Annotated in this window: 17 protein-coding genes; 6 read left to right on the top strand and 11 right to left on the bottom strand. The window is 58.8% G+C overall.

Annotated features, from left to right (window positions below):
- Nucleotides 1-105 precede the first annotated feature (105 nt).
- Nucleotides 106-1,725, top strand: coding sequence for an ATP-binding cassette domain-containing protein (locus ABLV64_RS20290; protein WP_348843356.1), 1,620 nt, complete (start codon nucleotides 106-108; stop codon nucleotides 1,723-1,725).
- 98 nt (nucleotides 1,726-1,823) lie between these two features.
- On the opposite strand, the gene cspA is transcribed toward ABLV64_RS20290, so the two are convergent.
- The 3 genes from cspA to ABLV64_RS20305 form a co-directional block, all read right to left on the bottom strand.
- Nucleotides 1,824-2,036, bottom strand: a complete 213-nt coding sequence (cspA, locus tag ABLV64_RS20295; RefSeq protein ID WP_000014594.1) for an RNA chaperone/antiterminator CspA — start codon at nucleotides 2,034-2,036, stop codon at nucleotides 1,824-1,826.
- Nucleotides 2,037-2,287: 251 nt separating this feature from the next.
- Nucleotides 2,288-2,578 (bottom strand): HTH-type transcriptional regulator, encoded by a 291-nt coding sequence (locus tag ABLV64_RS20300; protein WP_064183530.1) that lies wholly within the window; start codon nucleotides 2,576-2,578, stop codon nucleotides 2,288-2,290.
- A 244-nt stretch (nucleotides 2,579-2,822) separates the two neighbouring features.
- Entirely contained in the window at nucleotides 2,823-4,178 is a 1,356-nt protein-coding gene (locus ABLV64_RS20305; protein ID WP_257707987.1) for an MFS transporter, read from the bottom strand.
- A 440-nt stretch (nucleotides 4,179-4,618) separates the two neighbouring features.
- Between ABLV64_RS20305 and ABLV64_RS20310 the strand changes: the two genes are divergently transcribed.
- Nucleotides 4,619-5,329 carry a DUF3053 domain-containing protein gene (locus ABLV64_RS20310; protein ID WP_002921929.1) on the top strand — a complete coding sequence of 237 codons (711 nt, stop codon included), beginning with the start codon at nucleotides 4,619-4,621 and terminating at the stop codon, nucleotides 5,327-5,329.
- Nucleotides 5,330-5,437: 108 nt separating this feature from the next.
- Here ABLV64_RS20310 and ghrB read toward each other — a convergent pair whose 3' ends face one another.
- The 6 genes from ghrB to ABLV64_RS20340 form a co-directional block, all read right to left on the bottom strand.
- Nucleotides 5,438-6,409, bottom strand: coding sequence for a glyoxylate/hydroxypyruvate reductase GhrB (ghrB, locus tag ABLV64_RS20315; RefSeq protein ID WP_017900020.1), 972 nt, complete (start codon nucleotides 6,407-6,409; stop codon nucleotides 5,438-5,440).
- A gap of 24 nt (nucleotides 6,410-6,433) precedes the next feature.
- Complete coding sequence (locus ABLV64_RS20320; RefSeq protein ID WP_004205006.1) at nucleotides 6,434-7,714, bottom strand: MFS transporter; 1,281 nt, start codon at nucleotides 7,712-7,714, stop codon at nucleotides 6,434-6,436.
- A 104-nt stretch (nucleotides 7,715-7,818) separates the two neighbouring features.
- Nucleotides 7,819-8,754, bottom strand: a complete 936-nt coding sequence (locus tag ABLV64_RS20325; RefSeq protein WP_032456719.1) for a sugar kinase — start codon at nucleotides 8,752-8,754, stop codon at nucleotides 7,819-7,821.
- Between the two features lie 3 nt (nucleotides 8,755-8,757).
- The gene (locus ABLV64_RS20330; protein ID WP_065903792.1) at nucleotides 8,758-9,507 is read right to left on the bottom strand and encodes a xylose isomerase; all 750 of its coding nucleotides are present in this window, start codon (nucleotides 9,505-9,507) and stop codon (nucleotides 8,758-8,760) included.
- A gap of 111 nt (nucleotides 9,508-9,618) precedes the next feature.
- The gene (locus ABLV64_RS20335; protein WP_004205002.1) at nucleotides 9,619-10,635 is read right to left on the bottom strand and encodes a LacI family DNA-binding transcriptional regulator; all 1,017 of its coding nucleotides are present in this window, start codon (nucleotides 10,633-10,635) and stop codon (nucleotides 9,619-9,621) included.
- A 103-nt stretch (nucleotides 10,636-10,738) separates the two neighbouring features.
- A complete protein-coding gene (locus ABLV64_RS20340; RefSeq protein WP_002921917.1) occupies nucleotides 10,739-11,401 on the bottom strand; it encodes an OmpA family lipoprotein in 663 nt (220 codons plus the stop codon).
- A gap of 166 nt (nucleotides 11,402-11,567) precedes the next feature.
- On the opposite strand from ABLV64_RS20340, the gene ABLV64_RS20345 reads away from it, so the two are divergent.
- Nucleotides 11,568-13,898, top strand: coding sequence for a molybdopterin guanine dinucleotide-containing S/N-oxide reductase (locus ABLV64_RS20345; protein WP_048326017.1), 2,331 nt, complete (start codon nucleotides 11,568-11,570; stop codon nucleotides 13,896-13,898).
- Here ABLV64_RS20345 and ABLV64_RS20350 read toward each other — a convergent pair.
- The gene (locus ABLV64_RS20350) at nucleotides 13,867-14,307 is read right to left on the bottom strand and encodes an N-acetyltransferase (RefSeq protein ID WP_004205000.1); all 441 of its coding nucleotides are present in this window, start codon (nucleotides 14,305-14,307) and stop codon (nucleotides 13,867-13,869) included. The genes ABLV64_RS20345 and ABLV64_RS20350 overlap by 32 nt on opposite strands.
- Nucleotides 14,285-14,866, bottom strand: a complete 582-nt coding sequence (tag, locus tag ABLV64_RS20355; RefSeq protein WP_004204998.1) for a DNA-3-methyladenine glycosylase I — start codon at nucleotides 14,864-14,866, stop codon at nucleotides 14,285-14,287. The genes ABLV64_RS20350 and tag overlap by 23 nt, the downstream gene beginning before the upstream one ends.
- A gap of 206 nt (nucleotides 14,867-15,072) precedes the next feature.
- On the opposite strand from tag, the gene ABLV64_RS20360 reads away from it, so the two are divergent.
- From ABLV64_RS20360 to eptB, 3 genes are all read left to right on the top strand, one after another.
- The gene (locus ABLV64_RS20360) at nucleotides 15,073-15,654 is read left to right on the top strand and encodes an autotransporter outer membrane beta-barrel domain-containing protein (protein WP_072140522.1); all 582 of its coding nucleotides are present in this window, start codon (nucleotides 15,073-15,075) and stop codon (nucleotides 15,652-15,654) included.
- Nucleotides 15,655-15,895: 241 nt separating this feature from the next.
- The gene (locus tag ABLV64_RS20365; protein WP_004204995.1) at nucleotides 15,896-17,101 is read left to right on the top strand and encodes an MFS transporter; all 1,206 of its coding nucleotides are present in this window, start codon (nucleotides 15,896-15,898) and stop codon (nucleotides 17,099-17,101) included.
- 242 nt (nucleotides 17,102-17,343) lie between these two features.
- Nucleotides 17,344-19,017: a kdo(2)-lipid A phosphoethanolamine 7''-transferase gene (gene eptB / locus ABLV64_RS20370; RefSeq protein WP_023319305.1), complete on the top strand. Its 1,674-nt coding sequence runs from the start codon at nucleotides 17,344-17,346 to the stop codon at nucleotides 19,015-19,017.
- Nucleotides 19,018-19,131 lie beyond the last annotated feature (114 nt).

The following is a 19,131-nucleotide window of genomic DNA, read 5'->3' on the forward strand; positions in this document are numbered from 1 at the left end:
TCACTGGAGCGCGCCCCACAAATGAACAAACACGACTGATGAATTTCACGCCTTACCTCGCAGATGTTGCGGGTAGGGGAGTATTGATTTCATTCAGGAGTGCTTATGGCTCATTGCGCCCACATCCCCGCTTTTGTTTTACATCAGGTCACCTGTCAGTTTGCGACGGGACAGACCCTGTTTGGTCCGCTAAATTTATCGCTGGAACCGTCTCTTTGCGGTCTGGTCGGCCGGAACGGCGTCGGTAAGACGCGCCTGCTGCGCCTGCTGGCGGGCCTTGATTCTCCTGCCGGCGGCCATATCGAGCGCGCCGCCGCCGTGGCCTGGGTAGCGCAGCAGCCGACGCTTACGCCGGCGACCACCCTCGCCGCGCTGCTCGGCTATGCGCCGGTATTTGACGCCTTGTTCCGCCTTGAACAGGGTAATGGACTGGCCGACGATTTCGAGCTATTGGATGGCCACTGGGATCTCACCGATCGCCTGAGTTTAGCTTTCCGTGAAGCCGATCTCCCGCCGTTCTCTGCCGATCGCCCCGCGTTTTCACTCAGCGGCGGCGAGCGGATGAAGGCTCTGCTGTGCGGCGCCTTTGTCTCCGGCGCCGATTATCTGCTGCTGGATGAGCCTACCAACCATCTGGACCGCCAGGGGCGGGAGTGGCTCTATCACCAGCTGGAAAGCTGGCAGGGCGGGGCGCTGATCGCCAGCCACGACCGCGAGCTGCTGACGCGGATGCCGAGGATTATTGAGCTGACGCCGACGGCGCTGCGCAGCTACGGCGGCAACTATGATGAATATCAGCGGCAGCGTGAGGCGGAGCAGCAGGCTGCGCGCGCGGCGCTGGAGCATGCCGTGACCGAACGACGGCGCACCCGCGCGCGAATGCAAAAGGAGCATGACGCCGCCCAGCGGCGCTCGGCGCAGACGCTGCGTACCGTTGATACCCTGAATATCGCCTCTTTTGAACGTGTGAAGTACAAAGGCGCGGCAAAAGAGCGTCCGGGAACGCTGCGCCGTCAGCATCGTGAACAGAACAGCAGTCTGAATGGCGCCGTGCAGCAGGCGCGAGAGCGGGTGGAAGAGGATACGCCGGTGATGTTCACCCTGCCGGGCAGCGAAGTGGCCGCCGGCAAGCAGGTGCTGGTGGTGGAGTCATTACAGCTCGACCATGCACCGGCTGCGCCGCTGGACTGGCGCGTGGATGGTCCGATGCGCATCGCGCTAAAGGGGCCGAACGGCTGTGGCAAAACCACTTTGCTGAAAACGCTGCTGGGGCTGGAGCAGGCCGCCTCAGGCGATGTCCGGCTGTCGGTGAGCGCCGCTTACCTCGATCAACATCTGACGCAGCTGGATTTATCCCTGTCGGTCATGGCGCACCTGAGCCTGGAAGATACCCCGCTGGATGAGGGCCTCCTGCGCACCCGCCTGGCGCAGCTGCAGCTGGGCGCGGAGAAGGTCACTCTGCCGCTGTCGGCGCTCAGCGGCGGCGAACGCCTGAAAGCGGCCCTGGCGTGCGTGCTCTGGCGACGCGAGCCTGCCCAGCTGCTGTTGTTGGATGAGCCGACCAACCATCTCGATTTAGCATCGACGCAGGCTATTGAAAGCGCGCTGGCGGCGTTTCCCGGCGCGATGCTGGTGGTGTCGCATGATGAGGCGTTTTTACAAGGTCTGAGGCTGACCCATAGTCTGGCATGGGAGGAAACGGGCTGGCGCTATACCCGGCTCTGAATGCCCAACAGCCGCCATCGTAAGCTGGCGGCTGTTGGCGACAGATAAAAAAAATCCCCGCCATCAGGCAGGGATTCTTGATTCTTAGCGGCTTGAACTTACAGAGAAGTTACGTTGCCAGCTGCCGGGCCTTTAGCGCCGCTTTCGATGGTGAAGGAGACTTTCTGACCTTCATCCAGGGATTTGTAGCCATCGTTCTGGATAGCAGAGAAGTGTACGAACACGTCTTTAGAGCCATCGTCAGGAGTGATGAAGCCGAAGCCTTTGTCAGCGTTGAACCATTTTACGATACCAGTCATTTTACCGGACATAGTGAATTACCTTTAAAAAAATAAGTGAGCCTTGCGGCGTAGCGGTCTGGACTACAGATTTAAAGCGATAAAGGGAAAGTTCACTACGGGGGTATCTTTGGATAACCTTAGAAGGACTGCTCTATTCGACTGCTCTGTGGTCTGTACATCAAACCTGCGAGCATTAACGCACGTTCAGCACCTGATAGCAAACTTTTTTTACGGTGCAGCGGTAAAAGCTCACTTGCTGGCCCTTACCGCTGCGCGCGGGATTAATCGAGTAACTGCCTTGAAAGCTGCGGGTTGGCCTGAATCAGGCGCATTAATTTTAGCTCAGTGGGGGACGGTCTTACCCGTCTCGATTCCCACTCTCTTACCATAGCGACGCTCACGCCCATGGCGTTGGCGAAGTCGTCAATCTTAAGTCCAGTGCCTTTACGCAGCTGTTCAAATTCACTAAACACAGTGGACTTACGGTTTGAGGTAAGTGTCTGATTATCTTCCTTAAAAACGATGTGTTCCAGGCTGCTCAGCAGTTCAAACACGGGATCTTTATATTCCATTGAGAACTCCTTTTATCACACAGCGGAAGAGATTTTTCTAAAGCTCTTTAAGAATAGTCAGAAAAAAGCATCAAGGATGGTAACGCCCGTGATTATTTGCCAGCAGGTTATCGAATCAGCCCCAATAGCCGAACGGCAGCGGTGCCTAAGAGCATGATTACTAATACGATGGAGTGGCTTCGAAAATTTTTGTAAACGGATAAGAAAAAAGCGGCAAAGCCGGCGCGGGACGCCGGCTTGTCGATCAGGCTTTCTGCAGACCTCTCGCGTCCTCTGTCGCCGTCGGCGCTGATTTACTGACCCGATATTTAATCAGCAGCGCGATGGCTGACAGGAATGCCGGGATAGCCAGCAGGGTGAAAATGGTCTCAAACGAGAGCTGGGCTTGCATCAGGAAGGCGCCGCTGAACGCGCCAAGGATCCCGCCGAAGCGGCCAATGCCCAGCATCCAGGCCACGCCGGTGGCGCGCCCTTGCGTCGGGTAGAAGCCTGCCGCCAGCGCCGGCATCGACGACTGCGCGCCGTTCATAATACTGCCGGCGATGAACACCATCACCCCCATCAGTGCCAGGCTGCTGGTAGAGAAGCCCACCAGACAGACGAAAACGCCGGTCAGCAGCCAGCCGACGGCCACCACCTTATTGGGATTGATCTTGTCCATCAGAGCACCGAGGATCAGCACGCCAATTCCGCCGCCGAGCGGGAACAGGGCGGTGATAATTGAGGCCTGACTCATCGATGCGCCGGTTTCACGGATCAGCAGCGGCAGCCAGCTGGTCAGGAGATAGAAGATCAGCAGACCCATAAAGTAGGTCAGGCACAGCATCACGGTACCCACTGCGTAGCGTGGGGAGAAAATGACGCCGATAGCCGACTTCTCTTTCACCTGGCCTGCTTCGCGCAGCTCAAACTCCACCGTCTCCGGCAGCGGCGCAATACGCCGCAGGATAGTGGCAATGCGCTGCGCCGGCTGACGCTTCACCACCAGATAGCGGGCGGACTCCGGCAGCAGGAAAATTAATGCTACCGCCAGCAGGAGAGGCATCACGCCGCCCAGTACCAGCACGCTCTGCCAACCATAGTGCGGGATCATCCAGGCGGATAAAAAGCCGCCCAGCGACGAGCCCATCGGAAAGCCGACAAACATCAGGTTCACCAGCAGCGCCCGACGGCGCTCCGGCGCATATTCGCTCATTAGCGTCGCGGCATTGGGCATCGCCGCGCCGAGGCCCAGGCCGGTCAGGAAGCGCAGCAGCGTCAGCTGGTTAAGGCTGGTGGCAAAGGCGGTGAGCAGGCTGAATCCTCCGAACACCACGATCGACATAATCAGCACTTTCTTGCGGCCGATACGGTCAGCCAGTGGTCCCGCGGTTAACGCGCCGACCGCCAGGCCAACCAGCGCGGCGCTCATCACCGGGCCGAGGGCTGATTTTTCCACGCCCCATTCCTGGACCAGGTCGGAGGCGATGAATCCGATGATCGCGGTGTCGAACCCGTCCATCGCGACGGTGATGAAGCAGAGCGCGAGGATCATCCACTGGTAGCGGGTGAAGGGGTGCTCGTTGATAAAGGCCTGAATGTCGATGGTTGTCTTAGTCATACGGCTTTCCTGGCAGACTGAGCGAGGGACAGAGGTTTGTTATTATCGTCGCCTTCGCGTCGTTGAGATTGATTTGTGCGATAATCGAACGCATCGCCGTTAATCGCTCATTCATCAAATCATTGAAGCGCTGACCAGGCAATCCGGGTGGGCGCCAAAGCGTGCGATTATCGTCCGCTTCAGGGCGCGGCGTTGGGCAGTGGATTATAAATTTCAAAAATATCAATCAGTTAACTGATATTCATCGGTCTAATTTGAAGCGCATATTTGTGATGCGCATAACAGACGCGCCAGGCGACGGCAGCGGCGTGCGGAATGGCGTTTTTCCTGCGTAAGATTAGCAGTAAAGGGTATCCTGCGAGGCCGAGCTGGACTATCCTTGTCAGCGTCTGGCACGTGTGTGTCTTTGTGCGCTTTTTTTGGCTGAAAGGAGTAAAAAAATGGCGACAGGAAAGTCCTGCTCTCGCTGGTTTGCGGCTATGGCGGCCTTATTAATGGTGGTTAGCCTGAGTGGGTGTTTTGATAAAGAAGGCGATCAGCGCAAAGCGTTTATCGACTTCCTGCAGAATACGGCGATGCGTAGCGGTGAACGACTGCCGACGCTGACCGCCGATCAGAAAAAACAGTTTGGGCCGTTTGTCTCTGACTACGCGGTGATCTACGGCTACTCGCAGCAGGTGAGCCAGGCGATGGACGCTGGTCTGCGCCCGGTAGTGGACAGCGTCAATGCGATCCGCGTTCCGCAGGACTATATGACCCAGCGCGAGCCGCTGCGTCAGGCGAACGGCGCGCTGGGCGTGCTCAGCCAGCAGCTGCAGAATGCCAAAATGCAGGCCGATGCCGCGCATGGCGCGCTGAAGCAGGCGGACGATCTCAAGCCGGTCTTCGATCAGGTTTACGCCAAGGTGGTGACGGCGCCAGCCGACGCGCTGCAGCCGCTGATCCCGGCCGCGCAGATCTTTACCCAGCAGCTGGTTCAGGTGGGGGATTTTGTCGCCCAGCAGGGAACCCAGGTGAGCTTTGTGGCCAACGGCATTCAATTCCCGACTTCCCAGCAGGCTAGTCAGTACAATGCGCTGATTGGGCCGCTGGCGGCGCAGCATCAGGCGTTTAATCAGGCATGGACGGCGGCGGTGAACGCGACCCGCTAATGCCCTGTCTGGCTGACGTGAGCTGCGGCGAACGGGCTGGATAACGGACAGAATGCAAAAAGAACCCGGGGAGGGCGATTGCCGCCGCTACCCGGGTTTTTTTATGGCTTATTTTACCTGCGGATTGACGCAGTTTTTTTCGACCTTGCCGTTCAGGGCGTCGATCAGGTTATCCACCGCGCAGGCCGCCATGTTGTAGCGCGTCTCATGGGTGGCGGAGCCGATATGCGGCAGCGCGACGACGTTCGGCAGGCTCAGCAGCGGCGAATCTTTAGCCAGCGGCTCGTGCTCGAAGACATCAAGGCCGGCAGCGTGAATGTCACCCGCCTGCAGGGCGGCGATCAGCGCCTGCTCATCGACCACCGGGCCGCGCCCGGCGTTAATAAAGATGGCGGAAGATTTCATTTTGGCGAACTGCGCCTGGCCGAACAGATGATGGGTCTCTTCGCTCAGGGGCAGGATCAGGCAGACAAAATCGGCTTCCTGCAGCAGGGTATCAAGATCGCAATAGCGTGCGTTGAAACGTTCCTCCGCCTGCGGATGCTGGCGGCGCGCGTTATACAGGATCGGCATGCCGAACCCGAAGTGGGCGCGCTGCGCCAGCGCCATGCCGATGCGGCCCATGCCGACGATACCTAAGGTTTTATGGTGTACGTCGGTACCGAACCAGTCTGGCCCAATGCTCTTCGTCCATTCGCCCGCTTTAACGCGCTCCGCCACTTCCACCACCCGGCGGGCGGTGCTCAGCACCAGCGCCATGATCGTGTCGGCGACGGTTTCGGTCAGCACGGTCGGGGTATGCATCAGCAGCACCCGGCGGGCGTTCAACGCCTCGACGTCGAAGTTGTCATAACCAACGGACACGGTGGAGGTCGCACGCAGCTTCGGCATCTTCTCCAGCAGCGCGGCGTCAACCTTTTCGCTGGAGCCCAGCAGGCCTTCAGCCTGGGCAAAGGCCTCAGCGTGCTGCGAAACGGTCTCCGGCCGCAGGTTTTTCACCTGAGTGACGGAAAAGTGCTCCTCCAGACGCTGTAGCAGGTCGTCGGGAAGCGTTTTATAGAGAATGACAGACGGCTTCATGCGAATCTCCGTAGTGTGAGTCGTTCAGGCGTGATGAGCGCCAAGTGGAAGGTTTTGATTATTAGCAGGCTTAACAATCAAAGTCAGCCATACTGAGGCGAAAAGCGCCACCCCCATAAAAATATAGGAAGCTGCTGGGCTGCCGGTGGCACCGTTCAGGTAGCCGACAAACCACGAGCCGCAGAAGGAGCCCAGGGCGCCCATGCTGTTGATCAGCGCCATGGCGCCACCGGCGACGTTGCGTGGCAGCATTTCCGGAATAATGGCGAAGAAGGGGCCGTAAGGCGCATACATTGCCGCACCAGCCACTACCAGCAAGGTGTAAGAGACCCAGAAGTGGTTGGCGCCGACCGCCCAGGAGCCGATGAAGGCCAGTCCGCCAATCAGCAGCAGCGGCCAGACGAACAGCTTACGGTTCTGCATTTTATCGGAGGCCCAGGAGACCACGATCATGGCGATAGTCGCCGCCAGGTATGGGACCGAGGAGAGCCAGCCCACTTCCACCATCCCCATATTTTCGCCGCCGCTGCGGATAATCGACGGCAGCCACAGTACAAAGCCGTACACGCCGATGCTCCAGGCAAAGTACTGGGCGCAGAGCAGGATCACGTTGCGGGAGCGGAAGGCCTCGCCATAGTTACGCACCGCTTTGATGCCCTGCTGCTCACGATCCAATTGTTCCTGCAGCGCGGCTTTTTCACTCTCCGCCAGCCAGGATACCTGCGACGGTTTATCTTTCACCAGCACCCACCAGCAGAAGGCCCAGATCACCGCCGGCACCCCTTCGATGATAAACATTTCCCGCCAGCCGAAGGCCTGAATCAGGTAGCCGGAGACCACCGACATCCACAGGACCGTCACCGGGTTGCCGAGGATCAGGAAGGTATTGGCTCGCGAGCGCTCGGATTTGGTGAACCAGTTGCTGATATAGATCAGCATCGCCGGCATCACCGCCGCTTCGACGACGCCGAGAATAAAGCGAATGGCCGCCAGCGCCGGGATATTATGCACAATCCCGGTCAGGGAGGCGCAGCCGCCCCACAGGATCAGGCAGATAAAGATCAGTTTGCGAACGCTGCGGCGCTCTGCATAAATAGCGCCGGGGATCTGAAAGAAGAAGTAGCCAAGGAAGAACAGCGCCCCCAGCAGGGAAGAGATCCCTTTGGTGATGCCCAGGTCTTCGGTAATGCCTGCCGCGGAGGCGAAGCTGAAGTTGGCGCGATCGAGGTACGCCAGGCTATACGTGATAAACACGATAGGCATGATGTACCACCAGCGTTTCGTTGCATTTGTTGAGCTATTCATAGGCTTGCCTCTGTCAATGAGGTGACATACGTCCGTCGAAACGGGCGCTGCTGTGCCGCGCTGCAGGTAGGGTACAGGGCGGCTGTTATTGTTGCGTATAAATGTTATTCGCCCAGCGCGTCGCGGGTGGGCAGCCCCTCGCTGTCGCCCTGGACCTGAATCGCCAGCGAACCGATTTTATTGCCGCGGTTCACCGCCTGACGCAGGGTTTTGCCTTCCAGCAGGGCGCTAATCACCCCAACGGCAAAGCCGTCGCCGGCGCCGACGGTATCGACGACGTTTTCGACTTTAATGGCATCAACCGTTCCCTGTTCGCCGTTGGCGCTCTTGAACCAGGCGCCGTCGCAGCCGGTTTTAATGACCACCGCCTTGACGCCGCGCGAGAGATAGAAATCGGCGATCCCCTCCGGAGTCTGCTGGCCGGTGAGGATGACGCCCTCTTTTAAGCCTGGCAAAACCCAGTCAGCCTGGAAGGCGAGACGGTTGAGTTTCTCCACCATCTCGGCTTCGCTTTTCCACAGCACCGGACGCAGATTGGGATCGAAAGAGAGGGTTTTGCCCTCGGCTTTCATGACCTTCGCCGCATGCTCCAGCAGCGCATATGAGCTTTCAGAGAGCGCGGCGGCCACGCCGCTCAGGTGCAAATGACGGGCGCTGGTGAAGTAGTCGGCGCGAAAATCGTCAGGCGACAGATGGCTGGCGGCAGAACCTTTACGGAAATACTCCACAATGGGATCGGTTCCATTTTCGACTTTCGATTTCATCTGGAAACCGGTAGCGAAGCGGTTGTCAATGGCGACAGCATGGCTATCGATCCCCTCTTTCGCCAGCGATTGCAGTACGAAGCGGCCAAAGCTATCGTTACCGACGCGGCTGACCCAGCCGACCTTCAGACCCAGGCGCGCCAGGCCGGTGGCGACGTTCAGCTCGGCACCGGCGACACGTTTCATAAAATGCTCCACCTCGGCCAGATCGCCTGTTTCGGTGGCGACAAACATGGCCATAGCTTCGCCGATGGTGATGACATCTAAATTTTCCACGGCTTATTCCTCGCGTAACAGGTTGACGTAGCGGCGGGTCACGGCCGTCAGGTCATGGCCAGTCAGCGGAAACTCGATTCCACGCGGCGCGTCGGCGGGAAGATTATCGAGCAGGGCCAGCCAGCGGTCGGCGGCCTGATCCGGCGGCACAGCGCGGAATTTCTCCTGATGTGGCTCCGCCGCTTTCACATGAATATAGCTGACCGCCGGCGCAAGATGGCGGGCTGCCTCTTCCGGCGAATCGCCGACCCACAGCCAGTTGCCCATATCAAACGTTAAGGTGATCGGCAGCTGATGGACCCGGCAGGCGGCTTTGAAGCGCTGCATCGGCGCCAGCTGGCCGCAGTCGGTCTGATCATTCTCCACCACCAGCGCCATGCCGCTGTCGCTGAGGATATGGCGCAGCTCGTCGAGCTGCTGGTTGTGGCGGAAATGGCCAAGGGAGAGCTTCAGCCACAGGGCGTTAAGGGTCTGCGCTTCCGCGAGCAGCGTCGGGAGATGCGGGTTAAGCTCGCCGTTGTCGGCGAACAGCGCCTGGGGCGCGGAGTAGCAAGCCAGCAGGCCGTGGCGCTCGATGGTGGCCGCCAGCGCCGGCAGGGCGTTGAGCTCTTCGGCGCTGAACAGCTCGCGGCGGATTTCGACGCCGTCCGCGCCGGCGTCGGCGATAAACGGCAGGACGGCGGCCTGGCCGCCTAAGGATTTAACATGGTCATTACCATAGGCAGCGGTAACGACAATAATTTTTCTGGCCATCGCGCTCTTACTCCCGGCGTTTGTTGCTTAATCTCCTTATTACGCTAGATGGTATCGGTTCCATAAGAAAGGGCGAGATGTTTAATTTATGATCGGCATCACGAAGGATCGTTAACGGGAGGTTGATCCGCGGACGATAAGCTCGCCGGAAAAGACCCGCTCGCAGATGGGGTCGTTAGTGCCGGCAATGCGCCGAATCACCTGTTCCACCGCCGCGTAGCCGATCTGCCACGTCGGTTGTTTGAGGGTGGTGATGCCGACGCCGGCCAGCTCCGCCCACTCCAGTTCGTCGAAGCCCAGCAGGCCGATATCGCTGCCCCAGATCAGGCCGACGCGCTTCAGGGCGCGGGCCACCTGCAGCGTCAGCGCGCCGTTGGCGGAGATCACCGCTTTGCGCATCCCGCGGTGGCGCGCGTGGAACTGGCGCAGGACGTTGTCCATCATCGCGCCGTCGTTGAGCTGCACTTCGGCGTTTTCGGCCACCACGCCGTGGTGGCGGGCGAGCGTGGCGCGAAAGGCGCTCAGGCGCTCGCGGCGGGTATTGACCGAGCCCAGCGGTTCGCTGAGAAACAGGATGGCCTCAAAGCCTTTCTCCACCAGGTGTTCGGTGGCGGTGGTGGCGGCCTGAGCGTTATCAAGTCCGACCACATCGCAGGCGAAATCGGGGATTTTACGGTCAATCAGCACCATCGGCAGGGCCGACTGCTGCAGGCGGTTCAGGCCATCCTCCCGCATGCCGACCGCGTTGACGACGATGCCTTCCACCTGATAGCTGCGCAGCAGGTCGAGATAGTGCAGCTCCTGGTCAAGCTCGTTATTGGTGTTACACACCAGCAGGGTAAAGCCCTTTTCCCGGCAGGCCGCTTCAATGCCGCTCATGACATTGACCGAATAGGGGTTGGTGATATCGGCGATGATCAGGCCGATGAGGCGGGTGCGGCCGTGCTTGAGGCCGCGGGCCATCAGGCTGGGGCGGTAGTCGAGTTCGGCAATGGCTTTTTCAATACGTGATAACAGATCGTCGGAAAGCAGGTGCTTCTCGCCGTTAAGATACCGTGAAATGCTGGTTTTGCCGGTCTTTGCGGCTTTCGCCACATCGCTAATGGTTGCACGCGCCGCTTTCGCCATGATGGCTTCCTTTGCTGAAAATCTGCCAACACCTTAGCGCGAAAAATAGCGATATCAAGCATTTTGCCCGGCAGAGCGGCTGCCGGGCGACATGAGGTTGCGCTTACTGCAGCGGGCTGAGGGTAATTTCTACGCGACGGTTCTGCGCTTTGCCTTCCGCCGTGCTGTTGCTGGCGATCGGGTTTGCCGGGCCCATGCCGGTGGTGCGAATGCGATTGGCCGCCACGCCCTGGGTGATCAGTGCGCTGGCGACGCTGTCCGCACGCTGCTGCGACAGACGCATATTCAGATCCTTGCTGCCGGTGCTGTCGGTGTAGCCGACGACGTTAACAGCGGTTTTCTCATACTCTTTCAGCACCATGGCCACGCCGGTCAGGGTGTTGGCGCCGGCCGGTTTCAGGTTGGCGCTGTTGCTGTCGAAAGTGACGTTATTCGGCATGTTCAGCACGATATTGTCACCATTTCGCGTCACGCTGACCCCGGTTCCCTGCATTTTGTCGCGCAGCTTCGCTTCCTGCACGTCCATGTAGTAGCCTATGCCGCCGCCCAGCGCCGCGCCTGCCGCTGCGCCAATCAGCGCGCCTTTGCCGCGGTCATGTTTGGAAGAGGAGAGCGCGCCGACGCCAGCGCCCACTAAGGAGCCAATACCTGCGCCAATACCGGATTTACCTGCTTCACGCTCACCGGTATAGGGGTTGGTGGTGCAGCCAGAAATCGCCAGGGTGCCGCTGACCAGCGCCGCAATCATAAGTACGCGTTTTTTCATTTAATGTCCTTAATCCTTTTTATTCTTTGTCACAGCGAACGTGACGGTTGATTATGACGCGCGAATACGTAGAAAATTCCCCAAACACCATCTCATTTTGTAAATAACATTGAACGGCGCCGATCGCACCGTCACCACACCTGCTTTCGCTGACCAGGAGCTGCCCTTGCCAACCTCATCTGCAACCAAAACCATTTTAACCGCCGCCCATTGGGGACCGATGCTGGTGGAAACGGACGGGGAAAACGTCCTTTCCTCCCGCGGCGCGCTGGCGACACCGTTTGCCAACTCGCTGCAAACGGCGGTGCGCGACCAGGTGCACAGTAAAACCCGCGTGCGCTACCCGATGGTGCGCAAAGGTTTCCTTGCCTCTCCGGACAAGCCCCAGGGGGTCCGCGGTCAGGATGAATTTGTGCGGGTGAGCTGGGAGCAGGCGCTGGATCTGATCGATGCCCAGCATCGTCGGATCCGCGAAAGCTACGGACCGGCCTCTATTTTTGCCGGCTCCTACGGCTGGCGTTCTAACGGCGTCTTGCATAAGGCGGCCACCCTGCTGCAGCGCTATATGAGCCTGGCGGGCGGCTACACCGGCCATCTCGGGGATTACTCCACCGGCGCGGCGCAGGCGATCATGCCTTACGTCGTGGGCGGCAATGAGGTGTATCAGCAGCAGACCAGCTGGCCGCTGGTGCTGGAATACAGCGAGGTAGTGGTGCTGTGGAGCGCCAACCCGCTGAATACGCTGAAAATTGCCTGGAACGCCTCCGACGAGCAGGGTATCCCGTGGTTCGACCGGCTGCGCCAGAGCGGAAAACGCCTGATCTGCATCGATCCGATGCGATCGGAAACTGTCGATTTCTTTGGCGATTCGATGGAGTGGATCGCGCCGCATATGGGCACCGACGTCGCGCTGATGCTGGGTATCGCCCATACGCTGGTGGAGAATGGCTGGCAGGACGACGAGTTTCTTGCCCGCTGCGCCAGCGGCTACGAGATTTTTGCCCGCTATCTGACCGGCGAAAGCGACGGCGTGGCGAAAACCGCCGACTGGGCGGCGGCTATCTGCGGCGTCGCAGCGGATAAGATCCGCGAACTGGCGAAACTTTTCCACGAAAACACCACTATGCTGATGTCTGGCTGGGGCATGCAGCGCCAGCAGTATGGCGAGCAGAAACACTGGATGCTGGTCACCCTGGCTGCGATGCTGGGGCAGATTGGCACCCCGGGGGGCGGGTTTGGTCTTTCCTACCATTTCGCCAACGGCGGCAATCCGACCCGCCGCGCAGCGGTGCTGGGCTCGATGCAGGGGAGCGTGGCCGGAGGCGTGGACGCCGTGGAGAAGATCCCGGTCGCGCGGATTGTCGAGGCGCTGGAGAACCCGGGGGCGGAGTATCAGCACAACGGCATGGCGCGGCGCTTCCCCGATATTCGCTTTATCTGGTGGGCCGGCGGCGCCAACTTTACCCATCATCAGGATACCAACCGCCTGATTCAGGCCTGGCAGAAACCAGAGCTTATCGTCATCTCCGAATGCTTTTGGACCGCCGCCGCGCGTCATGCCGATATCGTCCTGCCGGCGACCACCTCGTTTGAGCGCAACGATCTGACGATGACCGGGGACTACAGCAATCAGCATCTGGTGCCGATGAAGCAGGTGGTCGCCCCGCAGGGTGAAGCGCGCGATGATTTCGCGGTCTTTGCCGACCTCAGCGAACGCTGGGAGGCGGGCGGCCGCGAGCGCTTTACCGAAGGGAAGAGCGATCTGCAGTGGCTGGAGACCTTCTATCAGATGGCCGCCCGGCGCGGCGCCCAGCAGCAGGTGACGCTGCCGCCGTTTGCCGAATTCTGGCAGGCTAACCAGCTGATTGAGATGCCGGAGGAGCCGGAGAATGCCCGTTTCATCCGCTTTGCCGCCTTCCGCGACGATCCCCAGGCCAACCCGCTGAAAACGGCGAGCGGTAAAATTGAGATCCACTCGCCGACCATCGCCGCCTTTGGCTACACCGACTGCCCGCCGCACCCAATGTGGCTGGAGCCCGACGAGTGGCATGGCAACGCCGAGGCGGGGCAGCTGCAGCTGCTGTCGGCCCATCCGGCCCACCGGCTGCACAGTCAACTGAACTACTCCGCGCTGCGCGAACGCTATGCCGTTGCCGGACGCGAACCGTTGACTATTCATCCGCAGGATGCCCGGGCGCGGGGGATTGCCGATGGCGATCTGGTGCGGGTGTGGAACGCCCGCGGTCAGGTGCTGGCCGGCGCGGTGGTGACGGAGGGGATCCGCCCGGGGGTGATATGCCTGCATGAAGGAGCGTGGCCCGACCTGGATCCGGTGGCAGGCATCTGCAAAAACGGGGCGGTGAACGTCTTAACTAAAGATATCCCAACATCCCGCCTGGGCAACGGCTGTGCCGGTAACACCGCCCTGGCGTGGCTGGAGAAATATACCGGCCCGGCGCTGCCGCTTACGGCATTTGATCCGCCGGCCAACGCATAATCCAGGTGGGGTGCTGAGTATCGTCCTGCCATGCGCAATCTTCAATGCGGAAGCCTTGCGCATGGTAGAAACTGACCGCTGATTCGTTTTTCTGATAAACCTCAAGGCTAAGCCAGGCGTAGTGCTGCTTGACTTCATCCAGCAGCGCCCGGCCAATGCCCTGGCGAATAGCGTCCGGCGCGACGAACAGCGCGCCGACGAAACGGGACTCCAGCACGCTGACAAAGCCTTTTAGCTCCCCGTCGCGCTCCCAGACCCAGGTGCTGGCGGCGGGAAGATAGACATCCCGTACCACCGCGACGCTGTCGCGCCAGTAGCTTTCGCTGATAAAGGGATGGGCATGAATCGTACTTTCCAGCCACAGGTCCAGCAGCGGCAGGTTATCTTTAGCGTCCCACTTGCGGATCATCCTGACCTCCAGGGTGACAGAAGCAGCCGGTGACATGGTCGTTGACCAGCCCGCAGGCCTGCATAAAAGAGTAACAGATTGTCGAACCGACAAACTTAAAACCGCGTTTTTTCAACGCTTTAGACAGCGCATCTGAGGCCGGCGTCGTGGTCGGGATCTCCGCCAGCGTCGCCGCGCGGGTGACCTGGGGCGCATTGTCGACGAAGGACCAGACAAAATCAGTGAACGACTCGCCATTTTCCTCCATCGCCAGATACGCCCGGGCGTTGCCGATGATGGCCTGGATTTTTCCCCGATGGCGGATAATCCCGGCATCCTGCAGCAGCCGCTCGACATCTTCATCCCCCATCGCCGCCACCCGCACCGGATCGAACTGGTGAAAAGCCTGGCGATAGTTTTGCCGTTTTTTTAACACCGTGATCCATGATAACCCGGCCTGCTGACCCTCAAGGCAGATCATTTCAAACAGCCGCTGGGATGCTTTTTGCGCGACACCCCATTCGGTATCGTGATACTCGATATATAACGGATCCTGACTCACCCATCCGCAACGCTGCATAGCTATTTCTCCCTCTGCGCTAAAAAAGTGGACGCCCCGGCTTGACGACTGAAAGATAAAGATAATAGTTAATACAGGGAAATCGTATCCCCCAAAAAAACACAGCAATAATGCCGATTCGGCTCTTTTCTGGAGTCGCATTAATGATAATAAAGAAATGCAATGGCCTCCGGGGGTTCTTGTTCCCGGTGTGCGTATCCGTCTGGGTGTCGTGTGTCTCTGGAGCGAATGCCTGGCAACAGGAATATATCGCTATCGATACAAAAAGTAATACGTCGGAACGCTATACATGGGATAGCGATCACCAACCACGCTATGAAGATATCCTCGCCGAGCGGATGAAGTCGTCTGAAACGCCGGGCGGACTGGCGTTAAACCAGGGGTTGGCGCCGCCGGACAGCAGCCGTGGGATGAGCGTCGGCTGGAATTATCTGCTGGCAAACGGCATGACCTCCGGGCCGGTGGCCAGCCTGCGCAGCGACTACACCGCGCCGGCGACGAAAAGCGTGGGCGAGACGGGATATGTCAACACGCTCGGCTGGCGTATGGATTATCAGTCGCTGTGGGGCGTGCACCCTTGGGCGCAGGTGAGCTATAACCAGTCGCTCGCCAGCGATGCCTGGTCGCCGACCACCCGCGCCAGAGAGGGCGGCTGGAGTGATGTCACCCTGGGCGCCGATATGCCGCTGGGATCGCATGTGGCGGCATGGGCCACGCTGTCACAGGCGGACAACGTCCCATCGGGGGAAAATACGCTCTATCTGATGGGGGTCAGCGCCAACTTTTGACCCGCGATTGTTACGCATTTGAAACGATGTGGTTATTGTTAAATCTCAGTAATGGCGCATTTCTGTGAGATAGCGCACACTAACTTTTTCCCTGAAATTCGCGGAATGAATGTCATGCAATGTCATTCATTCCGCCATTAATGCATTTCATTCCCTGCTGATGGCAGTTCATGCCTTTTTCCCCCACTGGATGAGGGGCCTTCGCTATTGTGGCGGCAGTTAATTTATCAGGACAACTGCTATGAACGCTGCAAACCGTCAATCGACCCGCTGGCTTACGCTTATCGGCACCATCATCACCCAATTCGCTCTCGGTTCGGTTTATACCTGGAGCCTGTTTAACAGTTCACTGTCTGACAAACTGGGCGAGCCGGTCAGCCAGGTCGCCTTCTCCTTTGGCCTGCTGAGCCTCGGGCTGGCGCTCTCTTCGTCGGTCGCCGGCAAGCTGCAGGAGCGTTTTGGCGTGAAGCGCGTCACCATGGCCTCCGGGATCCTGCTTGGTCTGGGCTTCTTTCTGACCGCCCACTCCAGCAGCCTGATGATGCTGTGGCTGAGCGCTGGCGTGCTGGTGGGGCTGGCGGACGGCGCCGGTTATCTGCTGACCCTGTCGAACTGCGTCAAGTGGTTCCCGGAACGCAAAGGGCTGATCTCCGCCTTCTCCATCGGTTCCTATGGCCTCGGCAGCCTGGGGTTCAAATTCATTGATACTCATCTGCTGGCCACCGTTGGTCTGGAAAAAACCTTCGTTATCTGGGGCGCTATCGTGCTGGTGATGATCGTCTTTGGCGCGACCTTGATGAAAGATGCGCCAAATCATACGGCGACCACCACGGCCAACGGCGTCGTGGAAAACGACTTCACTCTCGCCGAATCGATGCGTAAACCGCAGTACTGGATGCTGGCGGTGATGTTCCTGACGGCCTGCATGAGCGGTCTGTATGTGATTGGCGTGGCGAAAGATATCGCGCAGGGAATGGTCCACCTGGATGTCGCCACGGCGGCCAATGCGGTAACGGTTATCTCAATCGCTAACCTTAGCGGTCGCCTGGTGTTAGGTATCCTGTCCGATAAAATTTCCCGCATTCGCGTGATCACCATCGGTCAGGTGGTGTCGCTGGTGGGGATGGCCGCGCTGCTGTTCGCTCCGCTGAATGCCATGACCTTTTTCGCCGCCATCGCCTGCGTTGCTTTTAACTTCGGCGGAACCATCACCGTCTTCCCATCGCTGGTCAGTGAATTCTTCGGTCTGAACAACCTGGCGAAAAACTATGGTGTGATTTATCTGGGTTTTGGTATCGGCAGCATCTGCGGTTCCCTCATCGCTTCGCTGTTCGGGGGCTTCTACGTCACCTTCTGCGTGATATTCGCCCTGCTGATTATTTCGCTGGCGCTTTCCACCACCATTCGTCAGCCGAAAGGCAGTGTCTATAGCGAGGCGCATGCCTGAAACCTGCAGCGTGAAACGTGCCCCTGATTAATACCCTAAGCAAATAGTGCCAATCCAGCCAAATATTTTGTAAATGTTTGGCTGGATCACATTCCCTCCTGATACTTTTCCCGTTCCCTGTGGTCTACTTATCGCGCTTTGTAGAGGTTTCTGATAACCAACCCTAACGCACCCTATTAGCCTACTGACTCATGCCACAGCGTCAGGCGGTGTTTTATTCTTCTTTTTCCAGGTTTGCTTGCATGAAATATATTAGAACGATGACGCAGCAGAAGCTTAGTTTTTGGCTGGCGCTGTACATCGGCTGGTTTATGAACGTCGCCGTTTTTTTTCGGCGTTTCGATGGTTATGCTCAAGAGTTCACTGTCTGGAAAGGGCTTTCCGGTGTCGTTGAACTGGTGGCCACGGTCTTTGTCACCTTCTTCCTGTTACGTCTTCTGTCGCTGTTCGGTCGCCGTATCTGGCGCATTCTGGCGACGCTGATTGTTCTGTTTTCCGCCGCCGCCAGTTACTACATGACGTTCCTTAACGTGGTGATTGGCTACGGGATTATCGCCTCGGTGATGACCACCGATATCGACCTGTCGAAAGAGGTCATCGGCTGGCATCTGATCCTCTGGCTGGCGGCAGTGAGCGCGCCGCCACTGCTGTTTATATGGAGCAACCGCTGCCGCCATACGCTGCTGCGCCAACTGCGTACCCCGGGCCAGCGGGTTAAAAACGTGCTGATCGTGGTGTTGGCCGGCCTCATCGTCTGGGGACCTATCCGCCTGCTTGAGCTGCGCCAACACGATGTCGAGCGCCATTCGGAAGTGGATATGCCGAGCTACGGCGGGGTGATCGCCAACTCCTACCTGCCGTCGAACTGGCTGTCGGCGCTGGGGCTGTACGCCTGGGCGCAGGTGGATGAATCCTCAGATAACAAATCGCTGATTAACCCGGCGAAGAAATTTACCTACGTCGCCCCGGAAGGGCTCGATGACACCTACGTGGTGTTTATCATTGGCGAAACCACCCGCTGGGATCATATGGGCATCCTTGGCTATAGCCGTAACACCACGCCAGAGCTGGCGAAAGAGAAGAATCTGGTCGCTTTCCGCGGCTACTCGTGCGATACCGCCACCAAGCTGTCGTTACGCTGCATGTTTGTGCGTCAGGGCGGGGCAGAGGATAACCCGCAGCGGACCCTCAAAGAGCAGAACGTCTTTGCGGTGCTTCATCAGCTGGGCTTCAGCGGCAATCTGTACGCCATGCAGAGTGAGATGTGGTTCTACAGCAACACGATGGCCAACAATATCGCCTATCGCGAGCAGATTGGCGCCGAGCCGCGCAACCGCGGCAAGAGCGTTGACGATATGCTGCTGGTGGATGAGATGAAGCGCGGTATGGAGCAGGGCAACGCCTCTGGTAAGCACCTGATCATCCTCCACACGAAAGGCTCGCACTTTAACTACACCCAACGCTATCCGCGCAGCTTCGCCCAGTGGAAGCCGGAGTGCGTCGGTGTTGATAACAAGTGCTCGAAAGCGGAGCTGATCAACTCCTACGACAACAGCGTGACCTATGTCGATCACTTTATCGTCAGCGTCCTCGACCAGCTGCGGGATAAGAAAGCGATTGTGTTCTATGCCGCCGACCATGGCGAGTCGATTAACGAGCGTGAACATCTGCACGGTACGCCGCGCAAGATGGCGCCGCCGGAACAGTTCCGTGTGCCGATGATGGTCTGGATGTCGGATAAATACCTGGAGAATCCGGATCATGCCGCTGCGTTTGCCCATCTGCAGCAGCAGGCCGCGATGAAGGTGCCGCGCCGCCACGTCGAGCTGTACGACACCATTATGGGCTGCCTCGGCTATACTTCGCCGGATGGCGGGATCAACGAGAACAATAACTGGTGTCGGTGGAAAAAGTAAGACAGCGGATTTTTCAGATTCTCGGGTCTGTTTTCCTTTCCTGAGCCCAGGATAAGCTAATCCCTCGCCGGCGTCCGCCGGGCGAGGGATTTTTTTGCACAGCGGATGTGTCTG

The sequence above is a fragment of the Klebsiella sp. JB_Kp031 genome, from assembly GCF_040064295.1.
GTDB classification, from domain to species: domain Bacteria; phylum Pseudomonadota; class Gammaproteobacteria; order Enterobacterales; family Enterobacteriaceae; genus Klebsiella; species Klebsiella quasipneumoniae.